The organism is Streptococcus sp. GS001 (assembly GCF_021595565.1).
Taxonomy (GTDB): domain Bacteria; phylum Bacillota; class Bacilli; order Lactobacillales; family Streptococcaceae; genus Streptococcus; species Streptococcus xiaochunlingii.
The window spans coordinates 202,942-221,360 of record NZ_JACSYJ010000002.1 but is presented as its reverse complement, the minus strand read 5'-3'; the positions used below and the strand labels follow the sequence as shown (position 1 = coordinate 221,360).

Below are 18,419 nucleotides of genomic sequence, written 5' to 3'. Positions count from 1 at the left end.
TCATACCTACCACTTCTCTTCTAGGCTTTTCGCGCGACTAACCATTGTAGATACTTACTGGCAACAGCAGAGCTTCTAGAAAATGGATAGCGCGTTCAAACCACTCCACATCATTATATCATGTTTCAACAGATTTTTCTGTAACCTTCTGTTGCTTTTTGTGATAAAATATGAATTATGAAGATTAAGACTAGTATGGGGCTTATCGCCGGAAAAATGAGCAGTCACCTCTTGCGTATGCTTGGACGTGGCTCTACCCTTCCCGGAAAAATCGCCCTTCAAATTGATAAAGACATTTTACAACATCTGGGCCAGAACTACGAAATTGTGGTTATCACTGGTACGAATGGGAAAACACTAACAACAGCTCTCACTGTTGGGATTCTTCAGGAGGCTTTCGGACCTATCGTGACCAATCCTAGTGGTGCCAATATGATTTCAGGGATTACGACTACTTTCTTGAACGCAAAAGGTTCTTCTGGTCGTCCGATCGCTGTTCTTGAAATTGATGAAGCCAGTCTGTCTCGGATTTGTGACTACATCACACCGACCTTGTTTGTGATCACCAATATCTTCCGCGATCAAATGGACCGCTACGGAGAAATCTACACAACTTATCGGATGATTTTAGATGGGATTAAAAAAGCGCCTCAAGCAACTGTTTTGATGAATGGGGATAGTCCTCTTTTCCATACCCTTCCCCTACCAAATCCCGTTCAATATTTTGGCTTTGAGACGGAAAAAACTGCTCCACAGCTAGCTCATTACAATACAGAAGGTATCGTCTGCCCAGAATGTCATAGAATCTTGACCTACCACTTGAATACCTATGCCAATCTGGGAGATTACATTTGTGAAAGCTGTGGCTTCCACCGTCCTCCTTTAACAGTCGCTGTCGATGAATTGACCGAGCTGACCAATACTTCTTCTCACTTTAAGATCAACGGTACAAACTACCACATTAATATTGGGGGCCTATACAATATTTACAACGCCCTTGCTGCAGTTGCGGTGGCCCATTATTTTGATGTAAGCCCAGACGTCATTAAGCGTGGTTTCGATAAGAGTAAGGCTGTCTTTGGTCGTCAGGAAACCTTTAAGATTGGGGATAAAGAATGTACCCTAATCCTGATCAAAAACCCGGTTGGAGCTACTCAGGCTATTGAAATGATCAAACTAGCGCCGTATCCCTTCAGTTTGTCCGTTCTTCTCAACGCCAACTATGCAGATGGGATTGATACCAGCTGGATCTGGGATGCCGACTTTGAGCAAATCACCCAGATGGACATTCCAGAAATCAACGCCGGTGGGGTACGCCACTCAGAAATTGCTCGACGACTTCGGGTTACAGGCTATCCGTCTGACCAGATTACTGAAAATGCAAAATTAGAGGATGTCTTTACCCAGATTAAAGGACAGGCTACTCCTCACGCCTATATTTTAGCCACCTATACGGCCATGCTAGAATTCCGTGAATTGCTAGCTCAAGAACACCTGATTGAAAAGGAGATGAATTAATGACGTATACTTCACTACAATCCCCTGATCAGGAAAACTACCAATATGAATTGAGAATTGCCCATCTTTATGGGAATCTGATGAATACTTATGGGGACAATGGAAATATCCTCATGCTCAAGTACGTTGCGGAGAAACTTGGTGCTCATGTCACTGTGGATATCGTTTCTCTCAAAGACCGCTTTGATCCAGAAGTCTACGATATTGCCTTTTTCGGTGGAGGCCAAGACTACGAACAGACCATTGTATCAGAAGATCTACCAGATAAAAAAGAAGACATCGAACGCTTCATTCATAACGATGGGGTGGTCCTTGCTATCTGTGGTGGATTTCAGCTTCTAGGCCAGTACTATATTGAAGCTTCTGGTAAACGCATTGAGGGACTTGGTATTATGGGGCACTATACCCTCAACCAAGTCAACAATCGCTATATTGGAGACATCAAGATCCATAATGAAGAGTTCAATGAAACCTACTATGGTTTTGAGAACCACCAAGGTCGGACCTTCTTGGCAGAGGATGAAGAACCGCTGGGCAAGGTCGTCTACGGAAATGGGAACAATAAAGAAGATGGTTGCGAAGGCGTTCATTACAAAAACGTCTTTGGTAGCTACTTCCACGGCCCTATCTTGTCTCGCAACGCCAATTTGGCCTATCGCTTGGTGACAACAGCTCTAAAGAAAAAATATGGACAAGACATCGTCTTAGCGACTTACAATGATATCTTAAGCCTTGAAAAAGCAGAAGAATACGCTGATGTGAAAAGCAAAGCTGAAATAGAAGAATAGGGAGACAAAATGAATAAACGAAAACTACAATATGTTGCACTACTGATTGCAGTCTTGCTTATTGCGATTATTTCCTTGGCCAATATGCAAACGGTGACTGTAAACTTTTTGCTGGTCCAATTTAAACTCCCGCTCATCATTTTGATTCTGGTTTGTGTCCTTCTTGGTTCGCTGGTGACTTTCTTAGTCAGCCTTCCAAAAAATTTCTCATTAAAACATGAGTTAAAAACTGCGAAAAAACAACTAGGACAAAAGATGTCAGGTGATAAAGAAGAAAAAATCAAACAAATCGAAAACTAAAAAGCACCAATCGGTGCTTTTTTGATGTAGACAAACTGTTTTTCATAAAACAACCAAGGTGATGCTGAATAAAATATAAGTAGATACTCAATTTGGCTTACTAAAAGTTATACTGAAACTTTCCGCTGTGAGAAAAGTGCCTGAAACAGAGTTGTTTCAGGCACTCGGGAGTTTTGGAACCTTAGATCCAAAACTAAGTCATGGAACTTCTTCGAAGTTCGCTAACGTCCGTACTCACCTAAGGAAAGTTTCTAATATAACTTTGTATTTAATCTGAAATCAATCGATGCTTTTTCATGCTGATGTACCTTCTTTTGCTTGTAATTTCTTGGCGACTACTTGAGCTAGGAGTGAAAAAAGGATGACACCAGCTCCTATCAGGAGAAAAGATTCTACACGGACGCTTGGCAACAAGGTCATCAAACCTTTAGCCACCGGCATAAAGAGAATGGCTAGGGTAAAAATGGTGCTTAAGACCCTGCCCAGATAGTCTCCTTCTACCTTGGTTTGAACCTGGGTAAAAAAGTGAATATTGAAAATTGTCATAAAGAGTTCACAGACTAAATTTCCAGAATAGGTAAGAAGAGGCGGAAGGGGCAAGCCCATCATGAAGACTCCTACTCCTGTTAAAATCAATAAGAAAAGAAGCATCTCCATGCTTGATTTAAATTTATTGGCGATCAAAGCTCCGATGATGGAGCCGATAGCCCCCAATGTTAAGATGGTCGCATAGGCTCCTTTGACCCCGTAAAGGCGATTCGAAAAAGGAAGCAAAAACTCAAAAGCCGCAAAAAAGAAATTGACACTGGAAGCCACCAAGAGGAGGAAGAAAATCTCTTTCTGATGCCAGATATAGTCTAGTCCATCTTTCATATCCGAAAAAATATCTTTTCCCGTAAACTGTTTCTTTTCCTGAACCTTGGCTTCTTCTTTCGGAAGCAAAGCCACAAGGACAAAAGCCATGAAAAAGGTCAGCGCATCCAGTAAGAGGGTCGCATGGAGACTGGCAAATTGTAAAACAAGGAAAGAGAACACAGGAGAACTAACACCAACCACTTGTAAGGTCAACTCCAAGCGGGCATTATAAGTCACAATCTCATCCTTCTCTACAACTTCTGTGATAATAGCTTTATTGGCAGTTCTAGAAAAAGCGAAGGCAATGGCCTGGACAATATTGGCAACAATCAGGGCTGCAATCATCCAACGATCATTCCTGATAAAGGAAATGCCCAAACAAAGAAGACCACAAACCAAGTCGGTCGTCATCAAAATCTTGCGACGGGAAAAACGGTCTGAGATCACGCCACCAAATGGATTGATTAGAATGGAGGTGACGAGTTCAGAAATCTGATAGATCCCCAACACTGTCTTTCCTACCGTCCCCATCGAGGCCAACCAAACACTGTTCCCATAGTCATAGAGCATATTTCCCATTCGATTGATCGCCCCACGAGCAATCAATTGGACTGCATGTCGATTCATAAAAAAACCTCCTTCATTTTCTGAAACTATTGTATCAGTTCATGAAAGAGGTTTTCATTTTGTCCCCTATTTGGGAAAAATAATGGTTTACAAATTTATCAAAGGATCCCTACTGTTCTTTTGATTGAAGCTGCTTAGCTACTAGCTGAGCCAAGAGTGAAAAGAGAATAACCCCAGCTCCAATCAAGAGAAATGATTCCATACGGACGCTTGGCAACCAAGTCATCAACCCTTTGGCGATGGGCATAAAGAGAACAGCCAAGGTATAAATTGTACTCAATACTCTACCTAGATAATCATCTTCCACCTTGGTTTGTACTTGGGAAAAAACGTGGATGTCGAAAATGGTCACAAAAAATTCACAGACCAGATTTCCTGAAAAGGAAAGATAAGGTGGAAGGGGCAAGCCCATTATGAACACTCCTATCCCTGCCATAAGCAGTAAAAACAGGAGAATTCTCATACTTGATTTCATTTTATTGGCAACAAGTGCTCCTAGAATAGATCCAATAGCTCCCAGCGTTAAAATGGTCGCATAAGCTCCTTTAACCCCGTATAGACGATTCGAGAAGGGAAGTAAAAACTCAAAAGCCGCAAAAAAGAAATTGACGCTAGAAGCCACTAATAAGAGTAAGAAAATCTCTTTCTGATGCCAGATATAGTCTAACCCACCCTTGATATCAGAAAAAATATCTTTCCCGGTAAACTGTTTCCTCTCTTGCAACTTAGCTTCTTCTTTCGGAAGGAAAGCCACTAGGACAAAGGCAATGAAAAAGGTCAGCGCATCTAATAAGAGGGTCATATGAAGACTGGCAAATTGTAGAACTAGGAAAGAAAAAACAGGTGAACAGACACTAACAACCTGTAAGACTAACTCCAAGTGAGCGTTATAGGTCACAATCTCTTCTTTCTCTACTACCTCGGTAATAATGGCTTTATTGGCAGGTCGAGAAAAACCAAAGGCAATGGCCTGAACAATATTGGCAAAAATAAGAGCCGCAATCATCAAGCTATCATTTGTGATAAAAGAAATCGCCAAACAAAGGAGTCCACAAACCAAGTCGGTCGTCATCAAAATCTTGCGACGAGAAAAACGGTCTGAAATCACTCCTCCAAAAGGATTCACGAGAATCCCTGTCACTAACTCAGAAATCTGATAGATCCCTAATACCGTCTTTCCTATAGTACCCATCGAGGCCAGCCAGACACTATTCCCATAATCATAGAGCATATTTCCAATTTTGTTAATAGCTCCACGACTAATTAATTGGACCGCATGTCGGTTCATAAAATCTCCTTTATCACTGTCCTATTTAGAACATTCATTTTTTACAAATTTATCAAAGTGTTCTTGATAATAGGCCACCTGCTCTGGCAGTCCCAGCACATCAAAGATATGCATGGCTTCCTGCATTTGCTGCCGCCCTTCTTCTGTTTGCCCCTTTTGATACAGGGCAAATCCCTTGAGATAATGAAAGACATTGCGTTCGTAGAGCTTGATGCTCTTGCCGATAATCTTTTCTACATAGGATTCAAAATAGCTGGCGTTTTCAAAAGAACGGTGTTCTAAACAATGCTGGTAGCAATTCAGAGCTAGAATCAAGACCAGTTTTCGATGGCGACCAATTTCTTTGTAAAAATCTTCTCGCTCCATCACTTCTCTCCCAAGCCGTGTGACATAGTCTACCTCATAAAAGCTGTAGAGATTGCCAAAGAGGATCAATTCATACATGGTCCACTCTTCCGTTTGAAAGAGGTAATCCGCCACCTTATCCAGATCACGTTGCTTCATCGTGAAGCTGGCATCTCTCTGGCAAATCAGGCCTTGTAGCAGAATCCAGTTCAATTCAAAATAGAGGGGATTGGTGGAATGTTTGGCTTTTTCAAGTTGTTCTCTTTGAAGCTTTTGAAAACCCGCAATATCATTTGAATAGTAAAGTGGAATAATCTGGGCCATCAAAGCAACATGCTCATGGTGTTGAAAATTTCTGGCCTTATCCATAAAATTCTCAATCGTCACATGGATATTGTCCAAAATTTCAAAGAAGCGCGACGCAGCCAGATCCGACTCCCCCAATTCAAAACGGGATAACTGGGAGGTCGAGCAAGCTTCTCCTGCAGCTTCTTTCAACGAATAATTTTTACTGATTCGAAATTCACGAAAAACTTTTCCAAGATCGTCCATCTATTCCACCTGCTCTGACAGTTCTGCCCATTCTTCCATGACTGCTTCCTGCTGGACAGTTAGTTGGTCCAGCTCACTCTGGAGTTGTACCAAGTCGGCTGCATCGTTGGTGCTATGCATGGTTTCGGTGATGTCTTGGATTTTCTGATCCAGCTCTTCCATCTCTGCTTCCAATTGCTCAATGCGACGAGTGATTTTACGGAGTTCCTTCTGGTTTTGCTTTTGCAAGTGGTAGTCATTGCTGGTGACTTCTTCGGTCGAAGAAACAGGCATAGCTTCTGCTTGCGCTACCGCAAGGGCCTCTAACTCAGCTTTTTTCTCCAGATAATAGTCATAATCTCCTAGATAAAGGGTCGATCCCTCTTCTGAGAGTTCCAAGACTTGTGTAGCCACCCGATTGATAAAGTAGCGGTCGTGGCTGACAAAAAGCAAGGTCCCGTCAAAATCAATCAGGGCATTTTCCAGCACTTCCTTGCTATCGATGTCCAAGTGGTTGGTCGGCTCGTCGAGAATCAAGAAATTGTTATTTTCCATGGACAGCTTGGCCAAGAGCAAGCGGGCTCGCTCTCCACCCGACAGCATGCCGACAGTTTTCTTGACATCATCCCCAGAGAAAAGAAAGGCTCCCAGGCGATTGCGGATCTCCACTTCTGGTGTCAGTTTAAAGTCATTCCAGAGCTCATCCAAGACACTGTTGTGAGGGGTTAGCTTACTCTGAGTCTGGTCATAGTAGCCTACCTCGACATTGGCCCCAAAACGAGCTTCTCCCTTGATAAAAGGAATCTGCCCGATAATAGACTTAATAAGAGTAGATTTCCCGATCCCATTTGGTCCTACAATAGCGACCGCATTCATCTTGCGGATATCCAGATTGATGGGCTCTGACAGGATTTGATCGTCATAGCCGACGGCTGCCTCTTCTACTGTCAGGACGACATTGCCCGATGTCTTATCGGAATGGAAGGTCATATGGGCAGACTTGGTCCCAGCTTCCGGCTTGTCTAGACGCTCCATTTTTTCCAACTGCTTACGCCGAGACTGGGCCCGCTTGGTAGTCGACGCCCGCACCAAATTGCGATTAACAAAGTCTTCCAGCGCAGCAATTTCTTTTTGTTGCTTCTCGTAGTTCTTGGCTTCGGTCAGCAGTTTTTGCTCTTTTTGCTCCACAAAGCTGGAGTAATTACCGACATAGCGATCTAAAGAATGCTTGGTTAGGTCCAAGGTAATGGTAGCAACTTTATCGAGGAAATAGCGATCGTGGCTGACAATAAGAAGGGCCCCACTATAGTTGACCAGATAGTTTTCCAACCAGGCAATCGTCTCAATATCCAAGTGGTTGGTCGGCTCGTCCAGTACCAAGAGATTTGGTTTTTCCAAAAGCATCTTGGCCAGAGCGAGACGGGTATTTTGCCCTCCAGACAGCTCTTCAATCTTCATCTGCCACATAGACTCATCAAACTTAAATCCGTTGAGAATGGCGCGGATATCTGCCTCATAGGTGAAGCCACCAGCCTGACGGAATTCTTCCGATAGACGGTCATAGTCCTGCATGAGTTTTTCTAAGTCAGCCCCAGTTTTTTCCCCCATCGCAAGCTCCATTTGACGCAAGCTTTTCTCAGTCTTTCTGAGATCGTCAAAGACATGGAGCATCTCATCGTAGATAGTATTGGACGACTCAAAACGGCTATCTTGAGCGAGATAAGAGAGGGAAAGGTCCCGTTTTTTATTGATTTCTCCAGAAGTTGGCTCTTCTTCTCCCACCAAGATTTTTAAGAGCGTAGACTTGCCGGCTCCGTTCTTTCCGACCAGGGCAATCCGGTCCCGTTCATCCACCTGCAGGCTGATATTATCAAAAAGAACCTCCCCTGCAAAAGAGCGTTCAATTTTGTTAGCTTGTAAAATAATCATAGTTTCATTTTACCTTACTTTTGACAAATTGACAATTGAAGAAAAGGCCAAACGCTAGATGCGCTTGACCTGTCCTAACTGTTTAAATCGCTGAGATATTGGAAGCCATTTGGCTGTACTGATAGGCGAGGAAAAGCCCGATACCGATCACCAGCAAAAGCAAGCCCCATTTGATGACGCCCTTTACAAAGCGAATCACAAACAGGATCATCATGGAGCCAATCAGCCAAGTGATGGCCGAATGTGAGAAGAAAGCTTGAACGGCTTCCTTATTGTCCCCGAAAAATTGACGGACTCCCTCAGGAGCATAGTTTTCCCAAGCCTGTTGAATGCCTAATTCATGGGAGATTGCTAGCCCTTTTTGGGATATCCATAGAAAGATTCCTGAGTTAAACACAAAGAGTGCCACTTGTTCTGGAAAGGTTCGAATAACATACAGTATACGTTTAATCATTCCTACTCCTTGTATAGTTGACGAACAGCCTCAATATCCCTTGCTTGGATGCTATAAAAGGAACCAGCTGCCTGCATGACGGACTCTTCCTCAGTATGGTCCAAACCGATCGCATGGCCTAGTTCATGCTCAGCTGTGTTTACAATTCGCTGATGGGAATAATTGTACTGCTTATTTAATAGGTAATAGCGATTCAAACGAACTGTCACCCGTTTGAATCGATTGGTTAAAACATTGGTCTGGGATTCGGCTTCACCCGCTGCAGAAACCGTGCTATCATCCATCTCCGTTAAGATAATATCAGCCTCTTCTTCACTGGTGACAAGTTGGAAAGTGAAGGCCCCTGTCTGGTTCCAAGACTCAAGAGCTTCCTCATAGGCACAGATAAAGGTATCATCCATTTCAGGATCTAGATAAACTTTTGCGGTTGCTTGATCCCACCTTGCTCCTGTAGAGGTATGGCCATCTGTTGTTAGACCTTCTTGAGCAGATGGACTTCCCTGACCCAGTAGAGGACCATCTCGATGAAAGTAAGCATCTACCTGAGTGACAACCGTTTGGGCTGCGCGACTGACCCCATCTATTCCGCTACCGGTTTTGCCACTAAAGAATAAAGCAGCAACCAGCAAAGCAAAACTAAGGGCGAGAGTCCAAAACAAGCCCCAAACAAGACTCCAAATAACCCGTATTAGAAAACGAATCATAGCTATAATGGTTCTCACAAGTTCCTCCTTTCCTTAGGAAGACCTTTGTTTAGGTCTAGAAGAGGTTATTTTACCTCAGTTTTCTTAAAATAAGCTAAAGGGTGAAGTCATGAAAGGAAAAAGATCCAGTTGACAACAAAGCCAACCGAATCCTTTTCATCCTGCTTCTTCTTTTATCTTTAGCTTAGCGATGCACTGTTACTTTTCCAGTACGATAATCCAAACTAATCCCACTCTGGACATTTGGAACAAAAACGTTAAACTCTAGACTGCCATCACTCGATTTTGCTTCAATTTGACTGCCAACTGGTACCAAATCTTCATCTGAAGCATAGTAGAGAGTCACCCGATAACGCACCCGCTTATTTTTATCTAAGGCCTTCCGAACAAGGGTTTCATAGTAATTTTGTCCCGTTGAAAAACTGTCACGCGCTTGATTGGCCCAAGCTGTTTGAACCGCAATATTTTTAGGATTCGTCATCGAGGCATCAAACCCATCTAAGTTGCCAATCAAGGCATAGCCGAGAAGATGGCCCCGATCAACCGCATGGTCATATTCCCCAGCTAAATTGGTTACTTGGTGCCAGCCAGCAGGGGCCCAAGCTACATCCGTCTGTTCTCTCTTTTGGTATTGACGAGTCGCCTTGGTCATCAAAGCGTTGGCAACTGTTGGAATCTCTCGTCCTTTTACAGTCTTTGTCTTGGTATCTGCATAAGGGAGACTAGCAACATCCGCATCCAGATTGGTTTTGTTTTGATTAATAATAAAAGCGCCCGCTTCGTTCCATTGAATGTTCTTTCCGAGTTTAGCTCGAACACTATCTGTCAGAACACTCTCCGCTAGTTCCTTACTCGGTGTTGCTTCTTGACTCGAAGTCACAACCGTTTGAACCTGAGAGTGACTAACGACTTGCTGGGGTTGACTAAAATAATAGCCACCGATGGAGAGGGCTGCTGCCACCACCAAGCCCAGTAGGGTTTGTCCTGATTTTTTCATTTTAAGTGGTTTCTTTTGATTGTTTGCCACACTGATTTCCTCTGTTTCTACTGAATGGGAAAGAGCCTGGGATCACGATCTCAAGCTCCTCTTTTTGATAGATAGTTACTTACCTGAAAATTTCTGAAGGATTTCCTTCCATGTATCTGGCGAGAGAATGGACCAAGGATCCTTCCCATTGCCAATGACACCATATCCAATGACCAAGCCAAGAGCGAAAACAATCGCTAAGATAGTAACAACCAATAGGACGATCCCCAATTGTTTTCCGATTGCTTTTAATTTAGTTTTCATCATCATCTTCCTTCACACGACGTACATCTGCTCCAAGAGCCACCAATTTCTCATGGAATTTAAAATATCCACGGTCGAGGTGGGTTAACTTGCTCACTTTGGTTTCTCCCTCAGCCACAAGCCCCATTAAAATCAAGGTTGCACTAGCACGCAAGTCTGTCGACATTACTTCAGCCCCTTGTAAGCTAGCTCCACCTTGGATACGAGCTGTATCTCTCATAATATCTGAATGTAAGCCCATCCGACGCATCTCTTCCAAATGTTGGAAACGATTTTCAAATACCGTTTCAATCATGGTCGATTCACCAGAAGCCATGGCCATCAAAGCAGTAAATTGGGCTTGCATATCTGTAGGAAAACCTGGATAAGGCAAGGTTTTTACCGTCACTGGTTTCAATTTAGAAACATCTGAGCGAATGCGAATGCCATTCTCTTCTTCCGTTACCTCAACGCCCATTTCTTGCATCTTAGAAAGAAGAGGGCGGTTGTGTTCCCAAATCGCATCCTCGATTAAAACGTCTCCACCTGTCATGGCTGCACCAACCATGAAGGTTCCTGCCTCAATTCGGTCTTGAACGACATTGTGAACCGCTCCATGCAAACGATCCACCCCAACAATTGTCAAGGTTTCTGTACCTGCTCCACGTACCTTAGCACCCATCTTATTCAAAAGAGAGGCCAAGTCCACGATTTCAGGTTCGCGGGCCGCGTTCTCAATAACCGTTGTTCCATCTGCTAAGGTTGCTGCCATCATGATATTTTGGGTGGCACCTACGGATGGGAAATCCATGTAGATATGAGCTCCTTGAAGACGATCTGCTTTTGCTTCAATGTAACCAGCCGTTTGGGTAATCTTCGCTCCCATGGCTTCCAAGCCCTTTAAGTGCAAATCGATTGGACGACTTCCAATGGTACAACCACCTGGCATGGAAACTTTGGCATGACCATTCCGGGCCAAGATAGGACCTAGAACGACGATCGAAGCTCGCATCTTGCTGACATATTTGTAAGGTGCTTCTTCTGTTAATGGTTGCGTCGCATCAACGACTACAGTATTGGTTTCTTCATCAAACGTAACTTGTGTGTTCAAGCCACGAACGACATTGTTCATTGTAAAGACATCAGATAAAACAGGAACATTGGTCAAAGTTGTCGTTCCTTCACTGGCCAAAACAGTTGCTGCTAAAAGAGGAAGGACTGCATTCTTTGCTCCTTCGATTCTCACAGTTCCAACTAGGCGATTTTGACCACCATTTACAATAATTTTGTCCATACTCGTTATTACTCCATTTCATTCAGTCACGACTACTATCATACCATAAATTCATCAAAAAAGAATCTAAAAGTTCCCGTTAAACAGTTGCCGACTGAATTCGTAAATACTGATAAAGAAGCTACTAGTTAAATAGCCTAAACTAATGCTGATCAATAAAATAAGAAGCCGAATTTTCACAGCTGTATCGGCAGTTACCTTTAAAAAACGCTCCCACTGAACCACCGTTGAAAGAAGGTGGTAGGCAAATAAAATAAACAATAAGTGACTGCAAAAAGTAAAAATCATTTGAATCATACCTCTATTATACCATAAGACAAAGTCTCCTTTCATATTCTTAAGATGCGAAAAAAAGAAGTCGATCCAATCAACTTCTTTTTATATTTATAATCGATTTCCGACATTAATCCGGTTAATAGCGCGTTGAAGGGCAATCTTGGCACGACGTTCCATATCAACAGAATGTTGGTCCTTGGCTTCTTCAAGGGCTTTTTCAGCACGCATTTTTGCACGCTCAGCCCGGCTAATATCAATGTCTCGAGCGCGTTCCGCCGAATCCGCTACGATGGTAATGACATTATCTACTACTTCGATAATCCCACCATTCACGGCGATCCAATCAATGTGTTTTTCGTCATCGACCCGACGGACCTTGACTTGGTCTACAGCCAAAACCGCAATGGTATTGATATGACGAGGTAAAATCCCTAATTCACCATCAATTGTCTTGACAGATACAAATGCGGCATGATGATCATAAACCAGTCCATCCGGTGTAACGATTTGGACGTTCATTTGACTCATCTTTCACCTCTTCTTAGAATCCCATTTTTTCAGCTTTTGCAATCACATCTTCGATCGAACCGACACCACGGAAGGCGTCCTCAGGCAAGTGGTCGTGTTTCCCATCCAAAATTTCCTTAAAGCCACGTACAGTTTCTGCAACCGGTACATAAGAACCAGGTTGACCAGTGAATTGTTCCGCCACGTTAAAGTTTTGAGACAAGAAGAATTGAATACGGCGAGCACGAGCAACCAAGGTCTTTTCATCATCAGACAATTCATCCATCCCCAAGATAGCAATGATATCTTGCAATTCGTGGTAGCGTTGAAGGACGCGTTTGACCTCAGAAGCCACTGCATAGTGCTCTTCTCCGACAATATCTGGAGAAAGGGCACGGGAGCTAGATGCCAATGGGTCAACGGCAGGGTAGATCCCCAATTGAACCAATTTACGCTCCAAGTTGGTGGTTGAGTCCAAATGGGCAAAGGCTGTTGCTGGGGCAGGGTCGGTATAGTCATCGGCTGGCACGTAGATGGCCTGGATCGATGTAACAGAACCTTTCTTGGTTGAGGTAATCCGTTCTTGCAATTGTCCCATTTCAGTTGCCAAGGTCGGTTGGTAACCAACGGCGGATGGCATCCGTCCCAAAAGGGCTGATACTTCTGAACCGGCTTGAGTGAAACGGAAGATATTGTCGATAAACAAGAGAACGTCCTGACCTTCGACATCACGGAAGTATTCCGCAATGGTCAAACCAGTCAAGGCAACACGCATCCGTGCTCCAGGTGGTTCGTTCATTTGTCCAAAGACCATGGCTGTTTTTTCAATAACGCCAGATTCTTTCATTTCCCAGTAAAGGTCATTCCCTTCACGGGTCCGTTCCCCAACACCGGTAAATACAGAGATCCCACCGTGCTCTTGGGCAATATTATGGATTAATTCTTGAATCAAGACAGTCTTCCCAACTCCGGCACCACCGAAGAGGCCGACCTTTCCACCTTTCAAATAAGGGGCAAGGAGGTCAATGACCTTGATCCCTGTTTCAAGAATTTCTTCTGAAGTAGAAAGCTCATCAAAGGATGGAGCTTTTTTATGAATGGATTCACGAGGAGCATCTTCTGGAAATGCTTCTTCCAAGTCAATGGTATCTCCCAAGACGTTGAAAACCCGTCCAAGAGTTTCTTTTCCGACAGGTACGGAGATTGGACGACCAGTGTCCAATACTTCCATCCCACGAGTCAAGCCATCTGTTGATTCCATGGCAATGGTACGAACGACACCATCCCCAAGTTCAAGAGCTACTTCAAGAACGACTTTTGATTTTTGTTGGTCATTTTTATAGACTACAAGCGCATTATTAATCTCAGGGAGTTTATCGCCCGCAGCAAAAGCTACGTCAACGACAGGACCTACAACCTGAGAAATTTTGCCTAAACTCATGTCATTCTCCTATTCTATTAAGTTTCTAAGCTTGTGAATACACACCATCAAGCTTATGTTTGTATTGTTAAAATGTGCATCGAATCAACTACTCAAGCGCACTCGCTCCTGCAACAATTTCCGTAATTTCTTGCGTAATGGTTGCCTGACGAGCTCGGTTGTATTGAATGGTCAATTCATCAATTACTTTCTTGGCATTGTCTGTTGCGGTTTGCATGGCCATCATACCGGCAGCATTTTCAGCTGTTTTGGCATCAATGATGGCTCCATAAATCATACTTTCTGCAAACTGTGGAAGCAATTGATCCAAAATCGCATCCCGGTCTGATTCCAACTCCAGATTCAAGATATAATCTTCATCTGCTTCATTGGGGTCCAAGTCAATGATCGGAAGCATTTGCTCTACCCGCAATTGACTGGTCAAACTGTTGACGTGGTGATTATAACAGACATACAATTCATCAAACAATTCATTTTGATACATTTGGACTGTCTTATTGATGATCTTCCGCACTTCATCAAAGCTTGGTTGATCAGCTAGACCACGTAGTTCATAAACCGGCTGGATGCCTCTTGCTCTAAAGAAATCTGCCCCAATACTTCCAATACAGATGACTTCAAAATCCTCACCCGTTGGATGGTATTCTTCCTTCAATTCCATGACAGACTTGAGGATAGAGGCGTTGTAGCCTCCCACGAGCCCACGGTCAGAAGTGATGACAATATAAGCAGACTTTTTGACCGGACGACTCTTTAAAAATGGATGGTACTTAGCATTCTCAGCCTCGTGTCCATGTAAGAGGTCGGTCAATAGTTTACGAACCTTAGATGCGTATATTTGGAAGTCCCTGGCAGCTTGCTCAGACTTCCCAAGTTTGGCAGCAGATACCATCTGCATAGCATTTGTAATTTGACTGGTATTCTTTGTCGATGCAATTTTATTTTTGATATCATTTAAAGAAACTGCCATCTGCCACTCCTATTTCTATTTGAAACTTGATTGGTTGACAAAGTCAGTAATCACTGCATCCATTGTTTCTTCACTTGGAAGATCTTTGGTCGTACGAATGGTTTCAAAGATATCTGCATGATGTGCTTCTACAAAGGCAAACAATTCCTCTTCAAAGCGAAGGATATCATCAACTGGTACACTATCCAAGAATCCATGTGTCAAAGCATACAAGATCACCACCTGTTTTTCGACAGTCAATGGTTCATGGACCGGTTGTTTCAAGACTTCTACTGTCCGGCGACCACGGTTCAACTTGGCTTGAGTAGCGGCATCCAAGTCACTACCAAACTTCGTGAAGGCTTCCAACTCACGATAAGAAGCTAGGTCAATACGGAGAGTCCCTGCAACCTTCTTCATAGCCTTGATTTGGGCTGATCCACCAACCCGTGATACAGATGATCCCGCATCGATGGCTGGACGAATTCCTGAGTTAAAGAGGCTATCTTGCAAGAAGATTTGGCCATCTGTGATCGAAATCACGTTGGTCGCGATATAAGCAGAAATATCCCCTGCCTGTGTTTCAATGATTGGAAGCGCAGTGATGGAACCACCACCCAATTCATCCGATACTTTCGCAGAACGTTCCAATAAACGGCTGTGAAGGTAGAAAACATCCCCTGGGAAGGCTTCCCGTCCTGGCGGACGACGAAGAAGAAGGGACAATTCACGGTAAGCAACGGCTTGTTTAGACAAATCATCATAGACGATCAAAACGTGTTTGCCATTGTACATGAACTCTTCGGCCATAGCAACCCCTGCATATGGAGCAAGGAATAGCAATGGAGACGGTTGTGAGGCTGATGCTGTCACGACAATGGTATAATCCATTGCTCCATACTTGCGAAGTGTTTCTACTTGTGTCCGAACCGTTGATTCTTTTTGTCCAATTGCGACATAGATACAGATCATGTCTTGATCCTTTTGGTTCAAGATGGTATCGATGGCAATGGAGGTTTTCCCTGTTTGACGGTCTCCGATGATCAATTCCCGTTGGCCCCGTCCGATTGGAACGAGGGCATCAATGGCTTTCAAACCGGTTTGAAGGGGCTCTGAGACAGATTTCCGTTGCATAACACCAGGAGCTGGTGTTTCAACTGGACGGAAGGTATCTGTTACGATGTCTCCCAAGCCATCCACTGGTTGACCAAGAGGATTGACAACCCGACCAATCAGGGCATCCCCAGCAGGGACTTCCATGATTTTACCAGTCCGACGAATCGAATCTCCTTCACGAATATCCGTGAAGTCTCCAAGGATAATAATCCCGACATCCGTCGTTTCCAAGTTTTGCGCCATTCCGTATGAGCCATTTTCAAAGATCAACAACTCACCACTCATTGCATTTTCAAGGCCATGAGCACGCGCAATCCCGTCACCAATATAGGTAACGACTCCGGTCTCTGTGACGTCAAAATTTGGCTGGAAATTTTCAATTTGTTGCTTAATTAAAGCGCTGATTTCTTGTGCGTTAATCGCCAAAATTCACACCACTTTCTATTTCAAATTTGCTTTTATGACTTGCAATTGACGTTTTAGACTGGTATCAAGCGTCTTGTGATTTGCTGAAACCACAAAACCACCAATCAAATCTGGATCCAATGTTTCTTTCAGAGAACGAACTTGAATACCAAATTTCTTTTCAATAATAGGGATCAACTTCTCTTTTTGAGCCTGATCGAGTCCTGTAACCGAAGATACGGTTACTTCGAAACAGTTGCTCACCTGTTGAATTTGCTCCATACTAACTCTGACAATATCATAAAATAAGGCTTCACGATGATTGAGAATAACCACTTCAATCAAATGGTTTAGTAATGCTGAATCCGAGTTTTGAAAGAGTCGCAGACTCTTCGCCTTCTCTTCATCCTCTACACCGATATGAGCTAAAAATGCAGCAAGGCCTGTTTCCTCAAAAACAGCCTTTATTTGACTTAATTTTTCATAAACGTCATCTTGCTGATTTTTTTCAAATACCAATTGAACAAAAGGCTGGGAATATTTCTCAATTACCATTAATTGCTTTTTGTCCATTAGGCATCTCCTAATTCATTTAGGTAGCGATCGATCAGTTGGCGATGGCCTTCAGAGTCCAACTGTTGGCTTAGCAATTTCCCTGCTAAGTTAACGGTTATATCTGCGACATCCCCCTTGATACTGTTCATCGCTTCTTCTTTATTTTGCGAAATTTCTAATTGCGCTTTTTCTTTCAAGCGAAGAGCTTCTTGGTTAGCTTCACTGAGAATATGAGCCTTATTTTTTTCGGCTGTTTCCTTAGCCGTTTCAAGAATCGTTGTAGCTTCTTGACGACTACCTGCCAACTCTGCTTCGCGTTTTGCAGCTAGTTCCTCAGCCTTTTTACGGGCTGCCTCTGCTTCGTCAATATCGTTGGTGATTTTTTCAGCACGCGCATCCAAAATACTAGTAATATTGCCCCAAGCAAATTTCTTTACTAAAAAGATTAATAAGAGGAAGGAACCAGCGATCAGTATAAAGTCACCAATAATGGTACCAATTGTTAAATCCATCTTCTACTCCTCTACTTACTCTTCCTCACCGTTTATTTTTTTACCTATGTACATGGATGACAACATGGTAAATACATAGGCCTGGATACATGAAATGAAAATCGAAAAGGCTGTCCATAACATGCTTCCGATAAAGGCTGCTGGATACCAATAAAAGGCTTGTTGAGACAAGGCTAAGAGCAAGCCTGCCAATACTTCACCGGCAAAAATATTCCCGTAGATCCGAATTGCTAAGGAAGCAAAATTGGTCACCTCTTCTAGGAGGTTCATTGGGGTCATAAAACCAGGAGTTGCAAAAGCCTTCAAATATTCCTTAAAGCCTCGACGACGAACCCCTTCTATATGTGCGATCAAGGTGATCATAAAGGAGAGAGATAAGTCGTATCCGAGGTTAGCCGTTGGGGAAGTCCACAAGTTATAACCATTTGTTGTTTGAATTTTTGCCATTAAGCCAATATTATTGGCCACCAAAATAAACATAAAAAGAGAAAACAAGAATAAAGAATAATTCTTCATATAATGCTCTCCAATGTTTCCCTTGGTAAAGCTAATGACAAAATCATAGATCATCTCAAGAGCATTTTGTTTGCCCTTGGGACGGAGGGTCATTTTGCGACTTGCCCAATAGACAAAGGCAAAGACCATCAGAACGGTTACAAGAGACATGGCAAGTAGGGTCAAATCAAAGGATACAGGTCCAATATTTAGGGTTGGATTTACACTTTCTTCCAAGGTTTGACACCTCCTTTCCTAAA

Annotated in this window: 20 protein-coding genes; 3 read left to right on the top strand and 17 right to left on the bottom strand. The window is 43.2% G+C overall.

All coding sequences use genetic code 11. The features are described from left to right. The first annotated feature begins 177 nt into the window (after window positions 1–177). From murT to H8S88_RS04470, 3 genes are read left to right on the top strand one after another with little or no spacing between them, the layout of a single operon-like run. Entirely contained in the window at window positions 178–1,518 is a 1,341-nt protein-coding gene (murT, locus tag H8S88_RS04480) for a lipid II isoglutaminyl synthase subunit MurT (protein WP_048689344.1), read from the top strand. After that, window positions 1,518–2,306, top strand: coding sequence for a lipid II isoglutaminyl synthase subunit GatD (gatD, locus tag H8S88_RS04475; RefSeq protein ID WP_236127999.1), 789 nt, complete (start codon window positions 1,518–1,520; stop codon window positions 2,304–2,306). The genes murT and gatD overlap by 1 nt, the downstream gene beginning before the upstream one ends. A gap of 9 nt (window positions 2,307–2,315) precedes the next feature. Further along, entirely contained in the window at window positions 2,316–2,606 is a 291-nt protein-coding gene (locus H8S88_RS04470; protein ID WP_048689338.1) for a LapA family protein, read from the top strand. A gap of 294 nt (window positions 2,607–2,900) precedes the next feature. Here H8S88_RS04470 and H8S88_RS04465 read toward each other — a convergent pair whose 3' ends face one another. The 17 genes from H8S88_RS04465 to atpB form a co-directional block, all read right to left on the bottom strand. Further along, window positions 2,901–4,088 (bottom strand): MFS transporter, encoded by a 1,188-nt coding sequence (locus tag H8S88_RS04465; RefSeq protein WP_236127998.1) that lies wholly within the window; start codon window positions 4,086–4,088, stop codon window positions 2,901–2,903. 109 nt (window positions 4,089–4,197) lie between these two features. After that, window positions 4,198–5,376, bottom strand: coding sequence for an MFS transporter (locus H8S88_RS04460; RefSeq protein WP_236127997.1), 1,179 nt, complete (start codon window positions 5,374–5,376; stop codon window positions 4,198–4,200). A 21-nt stretch (window positions 5,377–5,397) separates the two neighbouring features. Continuing rightward, entirely contained in the window at window positions 5,398–6,273 is an 876-nt protein-coding gene (locus H8S88_RS04455; protein ID WP_236127996.1) for an XRE/MutR family transcriptional regulator, read from the bottom strand. After that, window positions 6,274–8,181: an ABC-F family ATP-binding cassette domain-containing protein gene (locus tag H8S88_RS04450; RefSeq protein ID WP_236127995.1), complete on the bottom strand. Its 1,908-nt coding sequence runs from the start codon at window positions 8,179–8,181 to the stop codon at window positions 6,274–6,276. It lies immediately after the preceding gene. Window positions 8,182–8,263: 82 nt separating this feature from the next. After that, on the bottom strand, window positions 8,264–8,635 hold the full coding sequence (locus H8S88_RS04445) for a hypothetical protein (protein WP_236127994.1): 372 nt from the start codon (window positions 8,633–8,635) through the stop codon (window positions 8,264–8,266). Window positions 8,636–8,637: 2 nt separating this feature from the next. After that, a complete protein-coding gene (locus H8S88_RS04440) occupies window positions 8,638–9,357 on the bottom strand; it encodes a matrixin family metalloprotease (protein WP_236127993.1) in 720 nt (239 codons plus the stop codon). 166 nt (window positions 9,358–9,523) lie between these two features. Beyond that, window positions 9,524–10,336 (bottom strand): DNA/RNA non-specific endonuclease, encoded by an 813-nt coding sequence (locus H8S88_RS04435; protein ID WP_236128201.1) that lies wholly within the window; start codon window positions 10,334–10,336, stop codon window positions 9,524–9,526. Between the two features lie 105 nt (window positions 10,337–10,441). Further along, entirely contained in the window at window positions 10,442–10,630 is a 189-nt protein-coding gene (locus tag H8S88_RS04430; RefSeq protein WP_236127992.1) for a DNA-directed RNA polymerase subunit beta, read from the bottom strand. Continuing rightward, on the bottom strand, window positions 10,620–11,903 hold the full coding sequence (gene murA, locus H8S88_RS04425) for a UDP-N-acetylglucosamine 1-carboxyvinyltransferase (protein ID WP_236127991.1): 1,284 nt from the start codon (window positions 11,901–11,903) through the stop codon (window positions 10,620–10,622). The genes H8S88_RS04430 and murA overlap by 11 nt, the downstream gene beginning before the upstream one ends. Window positions 11,904–11,969: 66 nt before the next feature. Next, entirely contained in the window at window positions 11,970–12,200 is a 231-nt protein-coding gene (locus H8S88_RS04420; protein WP_195611264.1) for a DUF1146 family protein, read from the bottom strand. A gap of 87 nt (window positions 12,201–12,287) precedes the next feature. Then, window positions 12,288–12,707, bottom strand: coding sequence for a F0F1 ATP synthase subunit epsilon (locus H8S88_RS04415; RefSeq protein WP_129822217.1), 420 nt, complete (start codon window positions 12,705–12,707; stop codon window positions 12,288–12,290). Window positions 12,708–12,720: 13 nt separating this feature from the next. Then, window positions 12,721–14,127 (bottom strand): F0F1 ATP synthase subunit beta, encoded by a 1,407-nt coding sequence (gene atpD / locus H8S88_RS04410; RefSeq protein ID WP_135782010.1) that lies wholly within the window; start codon window positions 14,125–14,127, stop codon window positions 12,721–12,723. Between the two features lie 88 nt (window positions 14,128–14,215). Further along, entirely contained in the window at window positions 14,216–15,097 is an 882-nt protein-coding gene (locus H8S88_RS04405) for a F0F1 ATP synthase subunit gamma (RefSeq protein WP_061563780.1), read from the bottom strand. A 15-nt stretch (window positions 15,098–15,112) separates the two neighbouring features. Beyond that, the gene (gene atpA / locus H8S88_RS04400) at window positions 15,113–16,618 is read right to left on the bottom strand and encodes a F0F1 ATP synthase subunit alpha (RefSeq protein WP_061563779.1); all 1,506 of its coding nucleotides are present in this window, start codon (window positions 16,616–16,618) and stop codon (window positions 15,113–15,115) included. A 15-nt stretch (window positions 16,619–16,633) separates the two neighbouring features. Further along, window positions 16,634–17,170, bottom strand: a complete 537-nt coding sequence (locus tag H8S88_RS04395) for a F0F1 ATP synthase subunit delta (RefSeq protein ID WP_236127990.1) — start codon at window positions 17,168–17,170, stop codon at window positions 16,634–16,636. Next, entirely contained in the window at window positions 17,170–17,664 is a 495-nt protein-coding gene (atpF, locus tag H8S88_RS04390) for a F0F1 ATP synthase subunit B (protein ID WP_236127989.1), read from the bottom strand. Before atpF ends, H8S88_RS04395 begins: the two co-directional genes overlap by 1 nt. A gap of 15 nt (window positions 17,665–17,679) precedes the next feature. Further along, complete coding sequence (gene atpB, locus H8S88_RS04385; protein WP_126404016.1) at window positions 17,680–18,396, bottom strand: F0F1 ATP synthase subunit A; 717 nt, start codon at window positions 18,394–18,396, stop codon at window positions 17,680–17,682. Window positions 18,397–18,419: the final 23 nt, after the last annotated feature.